This is a genomic window from Candidatus Hydrogenedentota bacterium (assembly GCA_035450225.1).
Taxonomy (GTDB): domain Bacteria; phylum Hydrogenedentota; class Hydrogenedentia; order Hydrogenedentales; family SLHB01; genus DSVR01.
On the sequence record DAOTMJ010000031.1, the window covers coordinates 15,285 to 33,819 of the forward strand.

Below are 18,535 nucleotides of genomic sequence, written 5' to 3' on the forward strand. Positions count from 1 at the left end.
GTCCTTTCAGCCGGATTTCGAAACGTTATCGTGGAAACAGGTTTGCAATGACCTCCAGCGGCTGCGCGGCCGCGGCGGCCTGGGCATTTTCAGCCTGAATGGCCAGATACACCTCGCGCCGGTGCACCGACACGCTGCGGGGCGCCACGATGCCCAGTTTGACTTGGCTTTCCTTTAGATCGAGGACCTTCACTTCAATATCGGCTCCGATCATGATGCTTTCATTTTCCTTACGCGTCAGCACGAGCATGCGCCACCTCCCCCGCCTCTTCGGACGCTTGCGGACGCAGCAGAAAATACTGGATCGGGTAGTCCCGGCGTTCGAGAATCGTCTGTTTGCCCAGCCGCTGTACCGGATTCACGAGAATGGGCGCCTTGAGGTTCGCGCGCACCTGCGAATGGTCCGCCGGAACGACTACGAGCGAATACACGTCCAGTTCCGACACATCCCCGATGGCCAGTTCCGCCATCTCTTCGGGGCGCAAATCCAATTCATAGCCCGGATAGATCATACGTGGATCCAGGACAATGAAGGCCGTGTCGCCCCGCTCTGCCGACTGAAGCCATTTGACCATGCTGCCGGGCGGTCCCGGCAAAAAGACGAAACGGCGCAAGTCGTTGAAACCGATGATGGGCTGCGTGAACGTGATCACCGATTCCGGATCAATCTCAATCGCGCCGAACCGCGTCGTTTCAAGCGTGGCGAAAGAGCCTTTCGCTTCATCGCGCCGCATACGCGCCTCCCGGCCACCATGGCCCTTGCACAACGCAGTATGCACGATTTTACCCGGCCCCGCAAGCAGGCGGAAATCAAGGCAGACACATCAAAATTCCAGGCAAGCCCGGATCGACAGACGCCATACGCTTTCCGCGACCGAACATCTCTTGCTCTTGCTCTTGCTCTTGCTCGTCATCGTAATCGAAATCATAATCGAACCATCGAAAACTCTTGATGGAACGCCGCCGTGATGGGACAGTGCTATCCTCACACTTTATTGTTGGTCGCAACGTATTCAACCGGCGCGGACAAGTCTCTCCGATCAACGGCCAGTACGAGCACGATGACGGGCACAAGAGCACGAGGAGAAATTGGGTTGTGGGTGATACCCACATCAGTTTTGATTTTACTGCGCATGCCCTAAGGCGAAAACGGAAAATGGCATTTTCCGCATGGGCGCCGAACGCGACGGAACGGATTTTAGTAGATGCAGGCGTCGAGTATGGACAGGACCCAATCAAGGACTTCGCCGGGAGCTTTGGCGATGCGCCTGGCGTTGCGCGCGCGGAAATCAATGGATTTTATCTGCTCGACCATTACACGCAGCCGGCCAAGACGGAAGCGGTTTCGACGGCTGCATGAAATGGGTAGCCCCGGCCGGTGTTCGTAATCGGGCACACGATGGCAAGCCCGGTGTGCCGGTTGAACAGCGTGTTGCTCACAACGGTTATGCTTCAGCCTGTTACAAAGTTCGAGAATTCGGCACTTTCATGTTCTTTCTTTTCGCTGGGAAAAAAGAAGCAGAGAAGAACGGATTATTGGATTCGCCCGCTACGGCGCGAGGGTTACGGTGAACCGTTCGCCGAAGGGCGTGCGGTTGCGCGCGTCGAAAAAGAGGGTGACGGTTTGGGGGTGAGAAAGGCCTTCGGGCGCCAGAATCGCTTCGAGGCCGGTAACGGTTTCGGTGCGCGCGACGGGTTTCGGAAGCGGGGTCTCGATTTTACCGGCGCCTTGGGCGACTACCGCCACCGCGCCTTCACCTTCGTTGAGCCATGTCGCTTCGGCTAGATTGATGAACGATACGCGGGCGCGGACGGGGCGATCGGCGGCGACTTCGACAGTGTCGCCCTTGACAACGTCCGTCCAGCGGCCCTGTTTGTCCTGCACCTGTACGCGGTCGAACACGCCGTCGAGATACTTCGGCGGATTCGTGCCGTTGCACGGTACGTTGCCGACGGCCAGCGGCGGGCAATTCGCGGATGTCGTGCCGGCGCCGGGTGTGCGGAGTCCCGGCGTCTTGCCGTCGTCAATGGCCTTCCAGAACTCGTCTTTTACATTATCGTAGACGCCGACGATGCCGTTCGCATAGCGGTCACGATCGATTTCAATCCAGTAATCCACGGCTTTCGCGTCGGGCCCGTCGAGAAGGGGTTGCGTGTGTTCGCGGATGGCGCGCGTCGCGTCGCGATCCGTGCCATCGCATTCGATGATGCCGTAATCGCTGTTCTCGCCGACGCGGAATCCGCCGGGATACCACCACCAGTAGATGCCGTCCGCACCGCTTGAAATGATCATGCGGTAAAAGTCGCGGTAGAAGACCCCCTGCCGTTCAAGCAATTGCGGTGTCGCGGACATCGTGCCCATGTCCCATGCGTGAAGTCCGGCTTCGGCCCAGAAGAGGGGTTTGTCCGGCGCCCACAGCCGCGCGTATTCATACTGGAACCAGCCGGGCTTGATCTTTTCCCAATCGCCGATGCGGCCGTAGCCTTCCGGCTCGATGAGATCCACGGCCGCCGCGAGATACGGGAGGTCGTAGGACAACACGCCGCCCCAGTTCATGGTGGGGTCGGCGGTTTCGGTCATGCGGAAACTGACGAAATGATTCGGGTCAATACCACGGATCTTCGTGCGGATGTCGTTGTAACTCGAATAGAGGAGCGTATCGAGGAATCGGCGGTAGGCCGATGCCATGACGCGCCAGTCACCGTCCCTCTGGAGTTGGTCGTCGGGCGGGTTCATGATCGCGCCCGACTCGTCGCGTGGCGCGGGTATGCCCCAGTCCTTCTCGGCGTTTTCAATGGAGCCGTAACGTTCGAGGATCCAGGCCTCCCATTCGCGATCCCATTTGACGCGTTCCTTGTGCGTCCACCAGAGCGGTTCCCAGTCAATGTCGTACGCGAACACGGTGTCGTTCTGCCACAAGCGGTAATGCTGGATAATGGATTGCAGCCCCGGCCAGTTGAAGTTGCCGATGGTGGCGTGGCGCAGCGAGAGGTTGGCCTTCATGCCGAGCGCGTCGAGCCGCCGGAGGATGTCGAGCAGGTTCTGCGCGGCCACGGACTGTGTGTAGATGAAAATGCTGACGGAATTGAGGCCCATGTCCCTGCAATGGCGCAGGTCGCGCTCGACGATTTCCGGGTCGTAGGAACGCGCGCCGAGCCACTGCTCGAAATAGGAGCCGTCCTCCGTGCCGATGCCCGAAGACGGCATGTAATTGACGCCGTGTGCGCGCCAGCGTTTGCCGTCGAGCATGAAATCGCCGTTCGCCACCGTGATAAACGACGGGTTCGGCTTCGGACGCCACACGTGCGCCTCGTGCGACACTTCGTCAACGACCGCGCCGTCCAGGACAAGTTGCGCGGTCACCTTGAATCCGTTTGCCGGCCATGCGTCGGGTTTCCACGCCATGGACACACGCGCTTCGCCTCCCGCGCCGACGGCAACCGGCCATTCCTGGGCGAAAACGACTTGGCTGGTGTCGGCGTCGGCGGCACTGATGCGCACGACGCAACCGACCGGATCGGTCGCCTGAATATTCGCCACCCGCGCGCCGAGCAATAGCGCCTGATCCTCGAAATAGGTGTGGAAATTCGCGCCGGCATCCATCAAATAGACACCGCGATTCATCGTTCGGGCGATGCTCCCGATGGCCGATAACGCGGCTTCGGTCTTGTACCACGCTGGATCCTCAATCCCGAACGAGGCCCATTGGCCACCTTTCCACGGGCCGTCGCCATGCGCCATCAACGCGGCGGGCGCGCCGCGCCACGCGCCGTCCGCCGAGGCGGTTTCGATCAGTGGAATCCATCGCCATGCGCGACCCTTGTCGAAGCCGCCGCCGCCGGGCCGCGGCTGTATGGAGCGAATCACGGCAGGGACAGCGAACGCGGCGTCCGTAATGATCTTCTGATCGCCGCGTGCATAAAGCCGCGCAACGCCGCGCGAATCGAAGAACTTGTAGGTGGGCGCGATCAGGTCCATCGGCGGGAGTTGGGGCTTGGCGAGCGCCGCTTCCCGTTCCGGCGTGAGCGCCGCCGTGCCGAAGGCCGAAACCCAATACTCGTGGCGCCCGGCCACTTGGCCGGTATGCGTGAACGCGAGTCCGATGTTCACGCGCATGACGTTCGACGGGTCGAGCTTGCCATTGGCGCGCGCGGGATTGCTCTCCCAGTACTTGAAATCGTCCGGCGCAAGGACGTAGCGCCGCCACTCGGTGCTCAGCGGAACCGTCGCGATCCAGCGCGAACCGTCCTTTTCCTGCCATTCGACCGCGAGACTGCGCGTCTGCGGTCCGCCCTTCGCGCAAAAGACGGTCAGCGTGTGGCCTTCTGGAAACGCCGCGTCGAGATGGGACGGGCCGAAATTGTCCCAGTTGGTGAGATTCTCGACCACGGCGTGCAGCGATCGCGCGCCGGAAACAGGTCCTTCCGCGACGCTTTCATACACGGCTTGTGCGTCCTCCGGGAAAAACGCACGCTGCCATGACGCGATTTCGTCCGGCAGGAACGTGAACAACGCACGATCCGGCGGTTCGGCCAGCGAATCAATGGCGTATTGATCCGCGGTCATCCACGTGCCCTTGGGACGTATCAGCATCGTCCGCCAGAGCGGGGCGTTCAGCGCGATGATATCGCCGCCCGATTCGAGGTACGAACGGATCGGCGCCACCGATGCGGCGGGCAGCACCGCCGCGTTCGACAGCACGAGGAGATCGAGCGTGGATGCGTCGAGCCGTTTCCCGTCGCACAACGCGCCGGCATCGAGTTCCTGGACAGCGTATCCGGCGCGTTCGATGGTCTTCGACAATGCCGCGACCAGCGCGTCGTCTTCGCCGGGCAGTCCGGCATGCACAAGACCCGCCACTGATTGTTCCGCCGTTGCCACGCCGCCGATCATCGAAAGACAGCACGCAATGCCTATCCGTTGGAACGTTTTCACAGTATCTACCTCCTCCCTTCCTGCTCGTGCTCGCGCTCATTGTGGAGCGATCAGAGGGTACTTCAAGTAGGAATACGATTACGAGTTATCATGAGACCTCGGATCTCCCCCGTGGAGGATGAAAATGAGTTTCTTTTTGTTTCGAGCACGATGACGAACACGAGCACGAGCAGGAGCACGAATACGATCACGAACGGCGCGTCAGTATGGCCAGAAATGGTACACGCGCACTTCCATGATAACCCCATAGAGGTTCCAGAAACTTCCGACCATGAATTCGCCGATGATGAGTCCCACGAAGAACGGCACAGCGGGTTTGTAGGCTCTCGCGCCGCCGTATTTGAGCAGGAGCGCCTTGATCAGCCATGCGACCATGACAGCCGCCCAGAGTTGGTCCATGGACCATGAACCGCTGATGGCGTATCCGACTGGATGCAGCGGCCACCAGCGGAAAGCCATCCGTAGCGCGGCCAACGCCAGCGAAAACCCGAGGCCGATCAAAATGGCATAGGTGGGGGCCATCTGGGTGGCCTCCGGCGCGGTGAACCAGCGGTCCACTTCGATCCACGTCTCGCGTCCGAACCATTCGCCGGGGCCGATGGTCTGCGTCGCGCCGTACTTGTTCAGCAGCCACAACATCGCCCAAAAAGCCGAAAGAATCCCGGCGGGGATGGCCACCCACATGGCCGCCAAATAATGCAAATGGCTGAATTTGAGGCGTTCGGCGATGGCGAACGCCTCGAGTCCGTGCGGCATCGGATGCGATCGATAGGCGCGGTTGAAGAAATTGAAGAAACCGAACATGACGGTGTCGTTTGGGTAGGCCTTGGGCATTTCCGTCGAGCCGATGAACTTGAGAATCTGTAGTTGCGGCCCGACATGATGGAGATCGTGGGAGATCGGGCCCAGTTCGGCGCGCATGCGGGTAATCGCGAGGGAAATGAGGAAAAACAGTCCGAACAGGGCGATTGTAATCCATAGGGACATGCCCGCCCGCAGGCAAAACCAGATCAGAAACGCCATGCCGCCCGATATCAGCAAGGCGGCCATCCGCGTTTCGCCCCGCTCGCCGGGCGCCTCGCGCTCGACCGCGCGCCCCATGAACATGCGCGCCGCGCGGACGAGGCGCCGCCTTGTAACCCAGAGGGCGATCAGCGCAATCGCATAATAACCGCCCGCGGTCTGTTCCGCGATAAAGGGAAAACCGGGCATGCCGTGCATGCCGATGTAGGCCGCGCCGACGCGCTGCAATTTCCAGAAGATGTAAAAAAACCAGCACGAAAAGGCAAGGTCCGTGGGCATCAGAAAGGCCATGCCGATCGCGAACGGATACAGCGAGACCCATGTCCAGCCCATGTCGCTCCAGGGGCGTTCGGGGAAGAAACTCTGGATGTTGACGATGTAGACCACCGGAAATTTCGGAAAGAGCGGGTACAGCACGTGCAGGCCGTTCACGACATCGATCGAACCCGCGATCAGGCAGCCAGTCCAGAACAGCCGGTTACGGAACAGCCGTTCGGGCTCTGACGCAAGGATCATCGGCACCTGGATGATGGGATAGGACAGTTTTTCGTTTTCAGTCCATTGGCGGCGCAGGATCAGGTTGATGCCCCACATGACGGCGCAGAGGGCCATGATGAACGCCGACCACCACGCCACCGGGCCGAGCCAGGGACGCCAATTGGCGTATTTGTAGATGGACTCCTGGCCGACGTATGTGCTTTCGAGCGCAACGGGATCGCTGACGACGAGCCAATCGGGCAGGTGGCGCATGATTTCGGCGTACCGGCCTTCGACGGGCGCGTAGCGGTGCAGATGCGACATGATCGGCACGAGAATCGTGATCAGGTCCACGCCGCACATCGCCGTGCCCAGGCTCAGCATCGTGTAGACGACAAGGATTTCCGGAGGCTGGAGCGCCCAATGCGGGCGGAAACGCTTTACGCCCATGTTTATGACGACAATCGGCACGAGGATGAAGATGACGTTGTAGAACAGGCTGATGGTCGCGGGCTGCCCCGACAGCCACATGATCTCCGTGAGCACGACCCAAAACGCGTTCGCGGGGATCAGCACGAGGCCGATCAGCACGCTGCGCAGGGTCACTCCTTGTTTCACGAAATCATGCTCCCGCCGGCCAAGCCGCCCGCCCCATGCCGTGAACCGCGCAAGCGCACATGGCCCCTCGTTCCATCCTTTATCTCATGCGGAATCCACGGGCGTATTCCGCTTGCCCGGCGGGGAATCGCCCGATGAACGCAGGCGATCGAGAATGCCATTGACGAATCGGGGCGCGTCCTCGGCGCCAAAGGTCTTGGCCAGCTCGATGGCCTCGTTGATGGCGACGGCCGGGGGCACGTCCTCCGCGTGGCGCATCTCGTACAGGGCAATGCGGATGATGTTTCGCTCGATGCGCCCGACACGTTCGGGCGTCCACTTCTCGATGGCGCCGGCGATGGCCTCGTCGAGGGTCTCGCGTTGTTCGCAAACGCCGCGGATCAGCGTCATGGCGTAATGGCGGACGCTGGCCCGGGTGGGTTCGAATTCCCAGAACAGGGCGGCGGCGGGTTCCCACGGGTTGTTGGTAAAGTCGAGACCAAACAGGAATTGCAGCGCCCGTTCGCGCGCCTTGCGGCGGATGCGTGGATCGGGCACGTCAGATCTGCTCCATGAGGTTGACCATTTCGATGGCGGCCACGGCGGCGTCGAAACCCTTGTTGCCCGACTTGGTCCCGGCGCGTTCGATGGCCTGCTCGATGGTTTCGGTCGTCAACACGCCGAACAGCACCGGCACGCCGGTGGCCAGGCCGATCTGCGCAACGCCCTTCGACACCTCGCTCGCGACGTAGTCGAAATGCGGCGTGTTGCCCCGAATGACGGCGCCGAGCGCGATGACGGCATCGTACTTGCCCGATTCGGCCATCTTCTTCGCCACGATCGGGATCTCGAACGATCCGGGCGTCCATGCCACGGTGATTTCGCTGTCCTTCACCCCGTGCCGCGCCATCGCATCGAGCGCGCCGCCCAGCAACCGGCTCGAAATGAATTCATTGAACCGCGCCACGACGATTCCGTACTTTTTGCCCGACGATACGAGCTTGCCTTCCAATGTCTTCGGCATGTTTCTCTCCTTGAATTAGTTTCTTTGTCCGCAACTTCTGTGCCTGGTACACAGAAGTTGCGGACAAATGAATCATATCCTTGATTGAGGCATTGCGGCTGAGCCGCGTTAGGCTACAGGCTTCAGGGGATCCGCCCGATCGGTCGGATCGGTCGGATCCTCAATCCGCAATTCCTTCGTTCTTCATCTTTACAATATCAGGTGCCCCATCTTTTCCTTCTTGGTTCGCAGGTACCGCTCGTTGATATCGTTCGGCGGAACCTCGATGGGCACACGCCCGGAAATGTGCAACCCGTATCCTTCAAGTCCGGCGCGCTTGACCGGATTGTTGGTCATGAGACGCATGTGTTTGACGCCGAGGTCCACCAGAATCTGCGCCCCGATGCCGTATTCGCGCGGGTCGGGATCGAATCCAAGATGGACGTTGGCCTCGACGGTATCGAGTCCCTGATCCTGCAAGGCGTAGGCCTTGATCTTGTTGGCAAGCCCGATGCCGCGGCCTTCCTGGCGCATATAGACCAGGACGCCGCAGCCTTCCCGCTCGATCATGCGCAGCGACTCGTGCAATTGCGCGCCACAGTCGCAGCGCATTGAATGAAATGCGTCGCCGGTGAGACATTCGGAATGCACGCGGACGAGGATGTCCTTGTCCGGCGCGATCTCGCCCTTGACCAAGGCGAGGTGATGCGCGTCGTCTATGTCCGTTTCGTACGCCAGCAGGCGAAACGTGCCGTATTCGGTGGGCAGGCGCGTTTCGGCGATTCGGCGCACGAGCCGCTCCGTGCGGCGGCGGTATTCAATGATATCCTGAATCGAGCAGATCTTGATATTGTGCTCCCGCGCGAATTCGATCAGTTGCGGCACGCGCGCCATTGTGCCGTCGTCGTTCATGATTTCGCAGATGACGCCGGCGGGAATCAGCCCGGCCATGCGCGCAAGGTCCACCGACCCTTCGGTCTGGCCCGTACGGACGAGTACCCCGCCTTCGCGGGCGCGCAGCGGAAACACGTGGCCGGGCCGCACGAGGTCCTCCGGCCGGCTCTTCGGATCCACCGCAACCTGAATTGTCCTTGCCCGGTCGTGTGCGCTGATACCGGTCGTGACGCCGGTCGCGGCTTCGATTGAAACATGAAACGCCGTCTGAAATCGCGAGGTGTTGTCCGGCGACATTGGCGGCAGTTGTAGTTCCTCGATGCGCTCGGGTGTCAAGGCGAGGCAAATCAGGCCGCGCGCATGCCTGGCCATGAAATTGATGATTTCGGGCGTAACTTTTTCCGCCGCGATGGTCAGATCGCCCTCGTTTTCGCGATCCTCGTCGTCCACGAGGATGATCATGCGTCCCGCGCGCAATTCTTCGAGTATTTCGGGTATCGGTGCGAACATCCGTTTACGGCTCCCTGCCTGCTAGGCGAATCCGTGTCGTGACAGAAAATCCACGTCGAGATCCTTCCGTCCGCTGTTTCCCTTCACGTAATGGTATATGTGCTTGCCGATCACATCGGCTTCGAGATTGACCGCGTCGCCGGGGCGTTTCATGCCCAGCGTCGTTTGTTTCAACGTCGTGGGAATGACCGCCACGCCGAAAGTGTCGCCCGCCGGTTCGATCACGGTCAGGCTGATCCCGTTGACGGCCACTGATCCCTTGGGAACGAGGTAGCGCGCCACGTCGTCCGGCGCTTGAAACCGCCACAGGGAAAACTCACCCTGATCCTGAATCGCCGCGACTCGTCCGACCCCATCAACATGACCCAGCACAAAGTGGCCGCCGAACCGGCTGCCCGCGGCCATGGCCCGTTCGAGATTGACCGCGTCGCCGGGGCGAAGACGAGCGAGCGTGGTCCGAGCAAACGATTCCGGCGAAACCTGTACGATAAAGTGATCGCCGTGGATGCCCGTAACCGTCATGCACGCACCGTCAATGGCGACACTGTCGCCGGGACGGAGTCCTTCGAGGATGGTTTTGGCCATGATGGCGAGTTCTGTGCCGGGCCGCCTTAAGACCGCGCCGATTTCCTCGATCAGTCCCGTAAACATGATTCAGGATCTCCGCACGTATGCTTCAATGAGAATGTCCTCGCCCACGGGCGTCGCGCGCATGTGTTCGAGCGGAATTGCGTCCGCCATGCGGGCAACGCCTTCGCCTTCGACGGCCGTGATGGCGTCCCGCCCGCCAACGATTTTCGGCGCCACGAAAAAAAGCACTTTGTCCACGAGATCCGCCTCGAAGGCGGAGGCGATCGTTGTACCGCCGCCTTCAATCAGGACGGACACGACATCACGCGCGCCCAGTTCGCGCATGAGATGGCGCATATCGAGTCCGCCGGGTCCCGACGGGATGTGAATCGTCTCGTCCGCGCCGGGAATAGTCCGATCATCGGGCACAACAATCCACGTCGGCGCCTTGCTTTCGAGGTGGAATACCCGTGCGCGCGGATCGAGATAATCGTCCGCGTCGAGAATCACGCGGATCGGATCTTTCGTCTTGCCGGATTCAAGGCGCGTGGTCAGACTCGGATCGTCCAACATGACAGTCCGGCTGCCCACGAGAATCGCATCCACTTCATTGCGCAGTTCGTGAACCCTATGCCGCGCCGCCTCGCTCGTGACCCATCGCGAATCGCCGGTCCGCGTGGCAATCTTGCCGTCGAGCGACATGCCGCACTTCGCAATGACAAACGGCATCCGCGTGACAATATGCTTGCAGAAGGCCTCATTGAGCCGCCGCGCCGCGTCCTCAAACAATCCCACTTCAACCTCGATACCCGCGTTGCGCAACTGGAAAATGCCTTCGCCCGCCACTTTTGGATTGGGATCCGGCATCGCCACAACGACCCGTGCCGGCTTGTGCTTGATGATCAGGTCCGTGCAGGGCGGCGTGCGGCCATGGAAACAACACGGTTCCAATGTAACGTACAACGTCGCGCCACGGACGTCTCCCGCCGCCTTGATGGCGTGAACTTCGGCGTGCGGTGCGCCGGCCCTGGCATGGAAACCCTCGCCGACGATCCGGCCGTCGCGCACGACGACGCAGCCAACCATCGGGTTCGGACTGGTCCGGCCCCGGCCCTGCGCGGCCAGTTCCAGCGCACGCTGCATAAACTCGCGATCGCTCGCCATAAACAAAATCGTCCCGAAAGACACACCGCCTCCGGGACAAAGCTATCGCGCGGCCTTCTCCCATCCGGACTGTACCGTCGGTTCCGGAATTGCACCGGATCAGCGCTTGCACGCTCGCGGACTTTACCGCCGGTCGGGAATCGCACCCTGTCCCGAAGGCTATTCTCAACACTGGCGGTTATTCTAACAACCCACCGCCGGTCTGTCAAACGCGCAGCCGGGGCGGATTGCCCACGCGGCTACGACCGGGGATGAAATTCCTTGTGGGCCCTGTGAAGGCGTTCGGCGCTGACATGGGTATAGATTTGCGTGGTGGCGATGTCGGCATGGCCGAGCATTTCCTGCACGGCCCGGAGATCGGCGCCATGGTCAAGCAGATGCGTCGCAAAGGAATGGCGCAGCGTATGGGGCGAAACGTTTTTGGAAATGTTCGCAAGGCGGGCATAACGTTTTACGATGGCCCAGATGCTCGTCCGGCTCATGCGCTTGCCGTGTTTGGACAGGAAGAGCGTGTCACTCCGGACATTTTGCTTTTCCACGCGCACGCGCAGCCATGCCTGCACCCGCGCAATCGCCCGTTCGCCGAGGGGCACCAGCCGTACTTTTGATCCTTTCCCGCGCACCCGCACAAGCGATTCGGCCAAGGCCACGTCACGCAGGGGAAGTGTCGCCAATTCGCTGATGCGCAGGCCGCAGGAATAGAAAAGTTCAAGAATGGCGGCATTGCGGATGCCGTCCGGATCCCCGGGCGACACGGCGGCAATCATCCGTTCGATTTCCTGTTCGGACAAATTTTTGGGAAGCGTTCGGGCAAGATGCAGGGAATCGAGCCCGGCAAGGGGGTTGGTTTCCGACAGCCGTTCTTGGTGCAGAAAGGCATGAAAACGACGGATGGCGCTCAAATGCCGGGTTATGGATCGCGCACAGAGGCCGGCGTCGCGCAGGGTCGTCAAATGATCCAACACCGCCGCGCGATCCACAGCGTTGGCCGATTTGACGCCACGCGCCGCAAGATGCGAAACATAGGCGCGCAGATCCGCCGCATAGGCGGCCACCGTCCTCTCGCTCAGGCCCATCTCGAACACGGCCGCTTCGAGGTAAGTATCGAGAAGCGTTTCCAATTCCCTAGGGTTCGACACGACGGTGGTTTCCCCAGTAAAAAGACAAACCGCCTCCGCGCACGCGCACGGGGCGGTTCGTCTTCTTTTCAAACGCGGCCATGCCGCGTCATGCCTTCATGTGGTCTATCGTCAATCCACGACGGTAATGTCAAATACCGCGCGACGATTCAGCTTGCGGTGCTCGGGGGTGTCGTTCGGCACGGCCGGCTGGGTCAGGCCGAAGCTCTTCGTCGTGATGCGGGATTCGGCAATGCCCTGCTCGATCATGTACTTCTTCACGGAATCCGCGCGGCGCTGGCCCAGACCCATGTTGTAGTCCGCGGCGCCGATGTTGCACGTGTGACCTTCGATAAGCACGGTGTCTTTCTCGTGTTCTTTAAGGCTCTTGATCACTTCATCCGTCGCGGCTTTACCTTCCGGCTTCAGCACGGACTTGTCAAAATCGAACAGCACGTGATTGAAGACCGGTTTCTGGCGGCTTACCTTGACCGGCGGAGCAGGCGGCGGCGGTGCGGGCGCGGGCGCCGGAGGCTCGACCTTCTCGGTGTACTGGGCGTACACTACGCCGCGGTTGCCCCACAGTTCCGAATCATCGGCGTTCGACTTGGGTTCCGTCGGCCACCACCAATAACCGGAACGCGTGCAATCCTTCACCGGAGCCGGTGTTGCCCCGCTCTGACCCCACCACGACAGATCGTCCCACACTTTCCCCTGCGCAAACGCAGAGCCGCCAAGGGTTGCCAAGGCAACCGCCAGCGTCAACACCATCATTTTTTTCATTTTGGTCATCTCCTCTTTTTCCGCTCAAACCGTACCCTACATCCGAGACATTGACACTATAACTCTTTGCTTCGTCATTTAACCACAAACCACAGGCTTTGTCAAGATAATACTCTCGCTTTCCGCTCTGTTTTCATGCGGAATGCGTTTTTTTTGACAGAGAGTGTAACTTAATATTACCACAAGAGATGAAAGGTTGCAAGTCAAAAAACGATTTCGGACGCCTTGCCTCTCAATGCTCGTCGGGTTCGTCGTCTTCGACGCCGATTACATTCACACCTTTTGCGCACAGGAGTTCGACGGCGGCGGCGGGTTTATCGAACCGGAACACAAGCACGGCCTTGTTGTTGCTGCGGGACGCAAAGGCGTACATGTATTCGATGTTGATGCGGCCTTTTTCGATGATTTCAAGCACATCGGCCAGTCCGCCGGGCCGGTCCGCGATTTCTGTGGCAACGACTTCCGTGACGGACACGACGAATCCCGCCTGTTCGAGCGCCTCCTTGCCCTTTTGCCAATCGTTGACAATCAGCCGCAGGATGCCGAACTGCCGGGTGTCCGCCAGCGACAGCGTTGCGATATTGACACCGGCCTCCGCCAAGGCCCGGCACGGTTCGATCAGGCGACCGGGCTTGTTTTCCAAAAACAACGACAACTGATGAATCAACATGGCATGGCCTTTCCTTCCGGGGCGCGCCGAAGCCGGCGCGCCGCCTTTGCGTTATGCTTTTCAGATCCGCCGCTTGTCAATCACGCGTTTTGCCTTTCCCTCGCTGCGCTGAATCGTGCGCGGCTGCACGAGCGTCACCTGCACGCGGATGCCCAGGATGTGTTCGATGGCCTGGCCGATCTGCGTGCGAAGCCGTTCGAGCGCACCCACCGTGTCGCTGAAGACTTCGGCGGTGACTTCGACCTGCACTTCGACGTGATCGAGTCCCTTGTCGCGCGTCAGGACGATTTGATAGTGCGGCAACGTGCCTTCGGCTTTCAGCAGCGCGGCCTCGATTTGCGATGGAAACACGTTGACGCCGCGGATGATGAACATGTCGTCGCTTCGGCGTCCGATGCGCCGGATGCGCCGGATGGTGCGCCCGCACCGGCAGGGTTCGGCATCGAGCGCGGTAATGTCGCGTGTCCGGTACCGGATCATCGGCATGGCCCATTTGCTGAGCGTCGTCAGCACCAGTTCCCCTTCCTCGCCGTCCGGCAGGACTTCGAGTGTTTCCGGATGGATAATCTCGGCCAAAAAATGGTCCTCGAAAATGTGCGGGCCGGCCTGGTGCATGCACTCGTTGGCGACGCCCGGCCCGATAATCTCGGACAAGCCGTAAATATCGAACGCCTTGATGCCCGCCGCGGGTTCGATGCGCCGGCGCATGTCCTCGGTCCACGGCTCCGCTCCGAAAACGCCGGCCTTCAGGGGCAGTTTGCGAAGGTCAACGCCCATTTCGCCGGCCCGTTCGATCAGGTGAAGGAAATAACTCGGCGTGCAGCAGATCGCCGTAACGCCGAAATCCTGCATAATCATAATCTGGCGATCCGTGTTGCCGCCGGAAACCGGTATGACCGTCGCGCCCAGGGCCTCCGCGCCGTAGTGCGCGCCGAGTCCGCCCGTAAACAATCCGTAACCGTAGGCGTTCTGGATGATGTCGCCACGGCCCAGTCCACAGGCCGCGAACGATCGCACCATCACGCTGGCCCACACGCGGATATCCTCCTGCGTGTAAGCCACGACAATCGGCTTGCCGGTCGTGCCGCTCGATGCATGGAGGCGCACCACTTCGCTCATCGGGCTGGCGAAAAGTCCAAAGGGATAGGTGTCGCGAAGGTCGGCCTTGACCGTGAACGGCAAAAGGGCGACATCTTGCAGGGATTGGATATGTTCCGGCTTGACGCCGCGTTCGTCCATTCGGGCGCGGAACAGCGCCACATGATCGTACGCCCGCTTGACAATGACTTGAAGCCGGTGCAATTGCAACGCCCGCAACTGCGCCGGCGGCAGAAAATCCGGCGCGCTGGCGGGATGGAACACCCCCCCGGCATCATGAGCGAATCCGTGCACGTAATTTCTCCCGTCCGTTCGTGGTATCCGGTTCAACGTTCGCGCCGGCCCGGCGCGCCGTCAAAGTATAGAGACCCTTATTGTCCGGAAACAAACGCATTCGGCGGGGTATGCGATCCGCACATAAGATGCGGCCGGGTGCGTTACATCCCGTAAGGGCCGCATCTCAGCGGAAGAGGCATGATTGCGAAGTTCTTGATGTTTGGGCGGGCGAGCGTCCTCGCACACCGCTCCGGGTTGACCTGCTAAATCAAGGATTTTTTGCGTAAATACCGGTCGGCGAGGACGCCAACCCTCCCCGTTACGTGCGGATTGTGACGGGGTTGATATTAGACGGCATTTGTCGCATTATAGTCTCTTTGTTTGCGACATCCATGCGATGTGCGGGCGTCGCGGTGAAAACAGCGCCGTTGATGTTGACATCGCGGCGGCGTGTTTTCGCCGGACGCACGGCGGGGACATCCAGGCCGGAAGCGGCAAGGAGACAGCATGATGAACCGACAGGGCAAACGGCAGGGCGCGCACAACAAAGGTTGCAGCCGGCGCGACTTCCTCAGAAAAACGGTTGCGGCGGCGGGCGGCGCGGCAGCATTTCCTTATCTTATTCCTCCGTCGGTCCTCGGCGCGGATGGTTCGGTGGCGCCGAGCAACCGGGTGGTGATCGGCTGCATCGGCACGGGCAGCCAAGGCACGGGCAACATGCGCAGTTTCTTGGAACATGGGAAACGCGTGCAGGTCGTGGCCGTGTGCGACGTGGACCGTTCGCGCCGTCTCGCGGCCAAGAAAATCGTGGATGATCGCTACGGAAACACGGACTGCGCGGAGTACAACGATTTCCGTGAATTATTGGCGCGGACCGATCTCGACGCGGTGTCCATCGCCCTGCCGGACCATTGGCATGCGATTCCCGCGATAGCCGCAGCGCGGCGCGGCCTGGACATCTACGCCGAGAAACCGCTTTCACTGACGATCGAGGGAGGCCGCGCGATGTGCGACGCGGTCCATCATTTCGGGCGCGTGTGGCAAACGGGCAGTTGGCAGCGATCGCAGCAGCATTTCCGGTTTGCCTGCGAACTGGTGCGCAACGGCCGTATCGGCACGGTGCACACGGTCGAGGTCGGCCTGCCGACGGGACCCAGCATTGAGCCGCAGCCGCCGATGCCCGTACCGGATGGCTTCGATTACGACTTCTGGCTGGGACCGGCTCCCGAGGCCCCCTATACCGAAAAGCGTTGCCACTGGAATTTCCGCTGGATTCTCGACTATTCGGGCGGCCAATTGACCGACTGGGCCGCGCACCATTGCGATATCGCGAATTGGGGCATGGGCACGGAGTATACCGGCCCGGTAGAAGTCGAGGGAACGGGGGAATATCCCCGGGAAGGGCTGTACAACGCCGCAACGAATTACCGGTTCACGTGCAAGTATGCGCCGGGGGCGTCGCCCGTGGCGCCGGACGGTTTCACGATGATCGTGTCCAACAAAAACCGGGGCGGCGCATTATGGAAAGGCACGGAAGGCTGGGTATGGGTGGACCGGGGCGGCATTGACGCGGAACCGAAGTCGCTGCTGCAAACCAAGTGGGGGCCCAACGACATCCATTTGTACAAGAGCCTGGATCACATGGACAATTTTTTGGACTGCATCAAGTCGCGCGCGCAGACGATTACGCCGATCGAAGTCGCCCACCGGGCAATCACGATTGCGCATTTGGGCAATATCGCAATGCAACTCGGACGTAAAATTAAATGGGATCCCGTCGCGGAACGCATTATCGGCGACGACGAGGCTGATCGAAAACGGATGCGCGCGATGCGCGCGCCGTGGCATTTGGCGTGAAATTTGGGTGTTGCGATTGCAACCATGAATTTCTTTGCAGGGTTTTAAAACAGGCAAGGAGCGGCTATGCGGGACAATTGCGTGACCCGGCGGGGATTTTTGAAACGGTCGGCCATGGCGGCACTGTTTCCGGCGATCGTGCCCTCGTCTGTTTTGGGCGCGGACGGGAACGTCGCGCCAAGCAACCGAATCGGCATGGGATTCATCGGCGTGGGCAAACTGGGCCGCGAATCGCACGTCGAGGCATTCAAGCGCCGTCCGGATGTCCAGGTGATCGCCGTGTGCGATGTCGAGACGGGACGTCTTGAAAAGGCAAAGAATGCGGTCGAATCGCATTATGCCAACCAGAGCGACCGCGCGAACTACAAGGGATGCGCCCTGTATCGCGACTTCCGCGAACTGCTGGCGCGCCCGGATATTGACGCGGTTTGCATTGCAACCCCCGATCACTGGCACGCGATCCCGGCGATTCTGGCCGCCAAGGCCGGCAAGGACATTTACTGCGAAAAGCCGATGACGCGCTTCATCGCCGACGGCCGCGCGGTGGTTGACGCGGTGCGGCGCTACGGACGCGTGTTTCAGACCGGAAGCCAGCAGCGTTCCGAATACGACAATTACTTTTCCCGGGCGGCGGAACTCGTGCGCAACAAGGTCATCGGCGATCTAACCAGCATTGATATCGGCATCGGCGGATTTCCGATAGACACCCACAGCCTGCCGCCGGAACCGGCGCCGCCGACGCTCGATTGGGACGCATGGCTGGGTCCCGCGCCGTGGCGGCCGTACAGTTCCGAGTTGTGCCCGATGAACTTCCCCGGATTTCCGAACTGGCGAAGCTACCGCGATTACGCGGGCGGCGGGTTCAGCGATTTCGGCGCGCACCATTTCGACATTGCGCAGTGGGCGCTCGACATGGATGGCAGCGGACCGGTTGAGGTCATCCCTCCGGACGGCAAGGACGTCAAGCGCATGACGTTCCTCTACGCCAACGGTCTGCCGATGTATCACGGCGGCGAGGCAGACTGCGTGTTTCATGGCACGAAAGGCAAGATTATGGTGAGCCGCGGGTTTCTGCGCGCGGATCCGCCGCAACTCCTTCAGGCGAAATTGGGGCCGGGCGATGTGCGCCTGTGCCGACACCGCGATCATCGCACGGATTTTCTGGAGTGTGTGAAAACGCGGGAGCGTTGCATCGCTGACGTCGAGGCCGGACACCGGACTTCGACGATATGCCAGTTGGGGAATATTAGCCATCAATTGAACCGGCGGTTGAAATGGGACCCCGTGGCGGAGCGATTCATCGGCGACGACGAAGCCAACCGGTTGTTGTCGCGCCCGGATCGCAGTCCGTGGGAAACTTGATAAAAAACCATGGGCATGAAACGAAAAGTTTCCAGGATTCGATGCGTAAACCAGACTGTCCCATGTGGAGTTGGTATGATGTTACGCCCTTTCAGGGCTTGTTATCATATTATAATGCCCATTTCCCAGGGCGTTGCCCTGGGCTGTCATGTCCGCGGCCTTTCAGGCCGGACCCGTCAAACCCGGATTTTTGCAAG

16 protein-coding genes and 1 riboswitch are annotated in these 18,535 nt (G+C 60.6%); of the genes, 3 read left to right on the forward strand and 13 right to left on the reverse strand.

All coding sequences use genetic code 11. The features are described from left to right. Nucleotides 1-25: 25 nt before the first annotated feature. Together csrA and P5540_14745 are read right to left on the reverse strand one after the other, a co-directional pair. Nucleotides 26-250 carry a carbon storage regulator CsrA gene (gene csrA / locus P5540_14740; protein HRT66072.1) on the reverse strand — a complete coding sequence of 75 codons (225 nt, stop codon included), beginning with the start codon at nucleotides 248-250 and terminating at the stop codon, nucleotides 26-28. After that, nucleotides 231-734, reverse strand: a complete 504-nt coding sequence (locus P5540_14745) for a flagellar assembly protein FliW (GenBank protein ID HRT66073.1) — start codon at nucleotides 732-734, stop codon at nucleotides 231-233. The genes csrA and P5540_14745 overlap by 20 nt, the downstream gene beginning before the upstream one ends. A gap of 218 nt (nucleotides 735-952) precedes the next feature. Between P5540_14745 and P5540_14750 the strand changes: the two genes are divergently transcribed. Then, complete coding sequence (locus P5540_14750) at nucleotides 953-1,360, forward strand: hypothetical protein (GenBank protein ID HRT66074.1); 408 nt, start codon at nucleotides 953-955, stop codon at nucleotides 1,358-1,360. A gap of 189 nt (nucleotides 1,361-1,549) precedes the next feature. Here P5540_14750 and P5540_14755 read toward each other — a convergent pair whose 3' ends face one another. The 11 genes from P5540_14755 to P5540_14805 form a co-directional block, all read right to left on the reverse strand. Continuing rightward, a complete protein-coding gene (locus P5540_14755) occupies nucleotides 1,550-4,936 on the reverse strand; it encodes a hypothetical protein (GenBank protein HRT66075.1) in 3,387 nt (1,128 codons plus the stop codon). 201 nt (nucleotides 4,937-5,137) lie between these two features. Then, nucleotides 5,138-7,054 carry a hypothetical protein gene (locus P5540_14760; GenBank protein ID HRT66076.1) on the reverse strand — a complete coding sequence of 639 codons (1,917 nt, stop codon included), beginning with the start codon at nucleotides 7,052-7,054 and terminating at the stop codon, nucleotides 5,138-5,140. An 84-nt stretch (nucleotides 7,055-7,138) separates the two neighbouring features. Next, entirely contained in the window at nucleotides 7,139-7,591 is a 453-nt protein-coding gene (gene nusB, locus P5540_14765; protein HRT66077.1) for a transcription antitermination factor NusB, read from the reverse strand. Nucleotide 7,592: 1 nt separating this feature from the next. Further along, nucleotides 7,593-8,057 (reverse strand): 6,7-dimethyl-8-ribityllumazine synthase, encoded by a 465-nt coding sequence (gene ribE / locus P5540_14770; protein ID HRT66078.1) that lies wholly within the window; start codon nucleotides 8,055-8,057, stop codon nucleotides 7,593-7,595. 189 nt (nucleotides 8,058-8,246) lie between these two features. Further along, nucleotides 8,247-9,440 carry a bifunctional 3,4-dihydroxy-2-butanone-4-phosphate synthase/GTP cyclohydrolase II gene (locus tag P5540_14775; protein HRT66079.1) on the reverse strand — a complete coding sequence of 398 codons (1,194 nt, stop codon included), beginning with the start codon at nucleotides 9,438-9,440 and terminating at the stop codon, nucleotides 8,247-8,249. Nucleotides 9,441-9,461: 21 nt separating this feature from the next. Continuing rightward, nucleotides 9,462-10,091, reverse strand: a complete 630-nt coding sequence (locus P5540_14780; protein ID HRT66080.1) for a riboflavin synthase — start codon at nucleotides 10,089-10,091, stop codon at nucleotides 9,462-9,464. 3 nt (nucleotides 10,092-10,094) lie between these two features. Further along, nucleotides 10,095-11,174: a bifunctional diaminohydroxyphosphoribosylaminopyrimidine deaminase/5-amino-6-(5-phosphoribosylamino)uracil reductase RibD gene (ribD, locus tag P5540_14785; GenBank protein ID HRT66081.1), complete on the reverse strand. Its 1,080-nt coding sequence runs from the start codon at nucleotides 11,172-11,174 to the stop codon at nucleotides 10,095-10,097. A gap of 48 nt (nucleotides 11,175-11,222) precedes the next feature. Beyond that, nucleotides 11,223-11,338, reverse strand: a riboswitch (FMN riboswitch). A gap of 75 nt (nucleotides 11,339-11,413) precedes the next feature. Beyond that, a complete protein-coding gene (gene xerD / locus P5540_14790; GenBank protein HRT66082.1) occupies nucleotides 11,414-12,313 on the reverse strand; it encodes a site-specific tyrosine recombinase XerD in 900 nt (299 codons plus the stop codon). A gap of 111 nt (nucleotides 12,314-12,424) precedes the next feature. Further along, nucleotides 12,425-13,075: an OmpA family protein gene (locus P5540_14795; protein HRT66083.1), complete on the reverse strand. Its 651-nt coding sequence runs from the start codon at nucleotides 13,073-13,075 to the stop codon at nucleotides 12,425-12,427. A gap of 232 nt (nucleotides 13,076-13,307) precedes the next feature. Then, nucleotides 13,308-13,745 carry an amino acid-binding protein gene (locus P5540_14800; GenBank protein HRT66084.1) on the reverse strand — a complete coding sequence of 146 codons (438 nt, stop codon included), beginning with the start codon at nucleotides 13,743-13,745 and terminating at the stop codon, nucleotides 13,308-13,310. Nucleotides 13,746-13,805: 60 nt separating this feature from the next. Next, entirely contained in the window at nucleotides 13,806-15,137 is a 1,332-nt protein-coding gene (locus P5540_14805; GenBank protein HRT66085.1) for a phenylacetate--CoA ligase, read from the reverse strand. 489 nt (nucleotides 15,138-15,626) lie between these two features. Here P5540_14805 and P5540_14810 point away from each other — a divergent pair, with 489 nt between their 5' ends. Together P5540_14810 and P5540_14815 are read left to right on the forward strand one after the other, a co-directional pair. After that, a complete protein-coding gene (locus P5540_14810; protein HRT66086.1) occupies nucleotides 15,627-16,976 on the forward strand; it encodes a Gfo/Idh/MocA family oxidoreductase in 1,350 nt (449 codons plus the stop codon). 66 nt (nucleotides 16,977-17,042) lie between these two features. Continuing rightward, nucleotides 17,043-18,338 carry a Gfo/Idh/MocA family oxidoreductase gene (locus P5540_14815; protein ID HRT66087.1) on the forward strand — a complete coding sequence of 432 codons (1,296 nt, stop codon included), beginning with the start codon at nucleotides 17,043-17,045 and terminating at the stop codon, nucleotides 18,336-18,338. The last annotated feature ends 197 nt before the right edge of the window (nucleotides 18,339-18,535 follow it).

Excerpts from the sequence above, each read along its gene's own strand:
- P5540_14800 (HRT66084.1), bottom strand. The coding sequence starts at position 13,745 with ATGTTGATTCATCAGTTGTCGTTGTTTTTGGAAAACAAGCCCGGTCGC.
- P5540_14745 (HRT66073.1), bottom strand. The coding sequence starts at position 734 with ATGCGGCGCGATGAAGCGAAAGGCTCTTTCGCCACGCTTGAAACGACG.
- P5540_14775 (HRT66079.1), bottom strand. The coding sequence starts at position 9,440 with ATGTTCGCACCGATACCCGAAATACTCGAAGAATTGCGCGCGGGACGC.
- ribE (HRT66078.1), bottom strand. The coding sequence starts at position 8,057 with ATGCCGAAGACATTGGAAGGCAAGCTCGTATCGTCGGGCAAAAAGTAC.
- P5540_14815 (HRT66087.1), top strand. The coding sequence starts at position 17,043 with ATGCGGGACAATTGCGTGACCCGGCGGGGATTTTTGAAACGGTCGGCC.
- P5540_14780 (HRT66080.1), bottom strand. The coding sequence starts at position 10,091 with ATGTTTACGGGACTGATCGAGGAAATCGGCGCGGTCTTAAGGCGGCCC.
- P5540_14750 (HRT66074.1), top strand. The coding sequence starts at position 953 with ATGGAACGCCGCCGTGATGGGACAGTGCTATCCTCACACTTTATTGTT.
- P5540_14810 (HRT66086.1), top strand. The coding sequence starts at position 15,627 with ATGATGAACCGACAGGGCAAACGGCAGGGCGCGCACAACAAAGGTTGC.
- ribD (HRT66081.1), bottom strand. The coding sequence starts at position 11,174 with ATGGCGAGCGATCGCGAGTTTATGCAGCGTGCGCTGGAACTGGCCGCG.
- P5540_14795 (HRT66083.1), bottom strand. The coding sequence starts at position 13,075 with ATGAAAAAAATGATGGTGTTGACGCTGGCGGTTGCCTTGGCAACCCTT.
- csrA (HRT66072.1), bottom strand. The coding sequence starts at position 250 with ATGCTCGTGCTGACGCGTAAGGAAAATGAAAGCATCATGATCGGAGCC.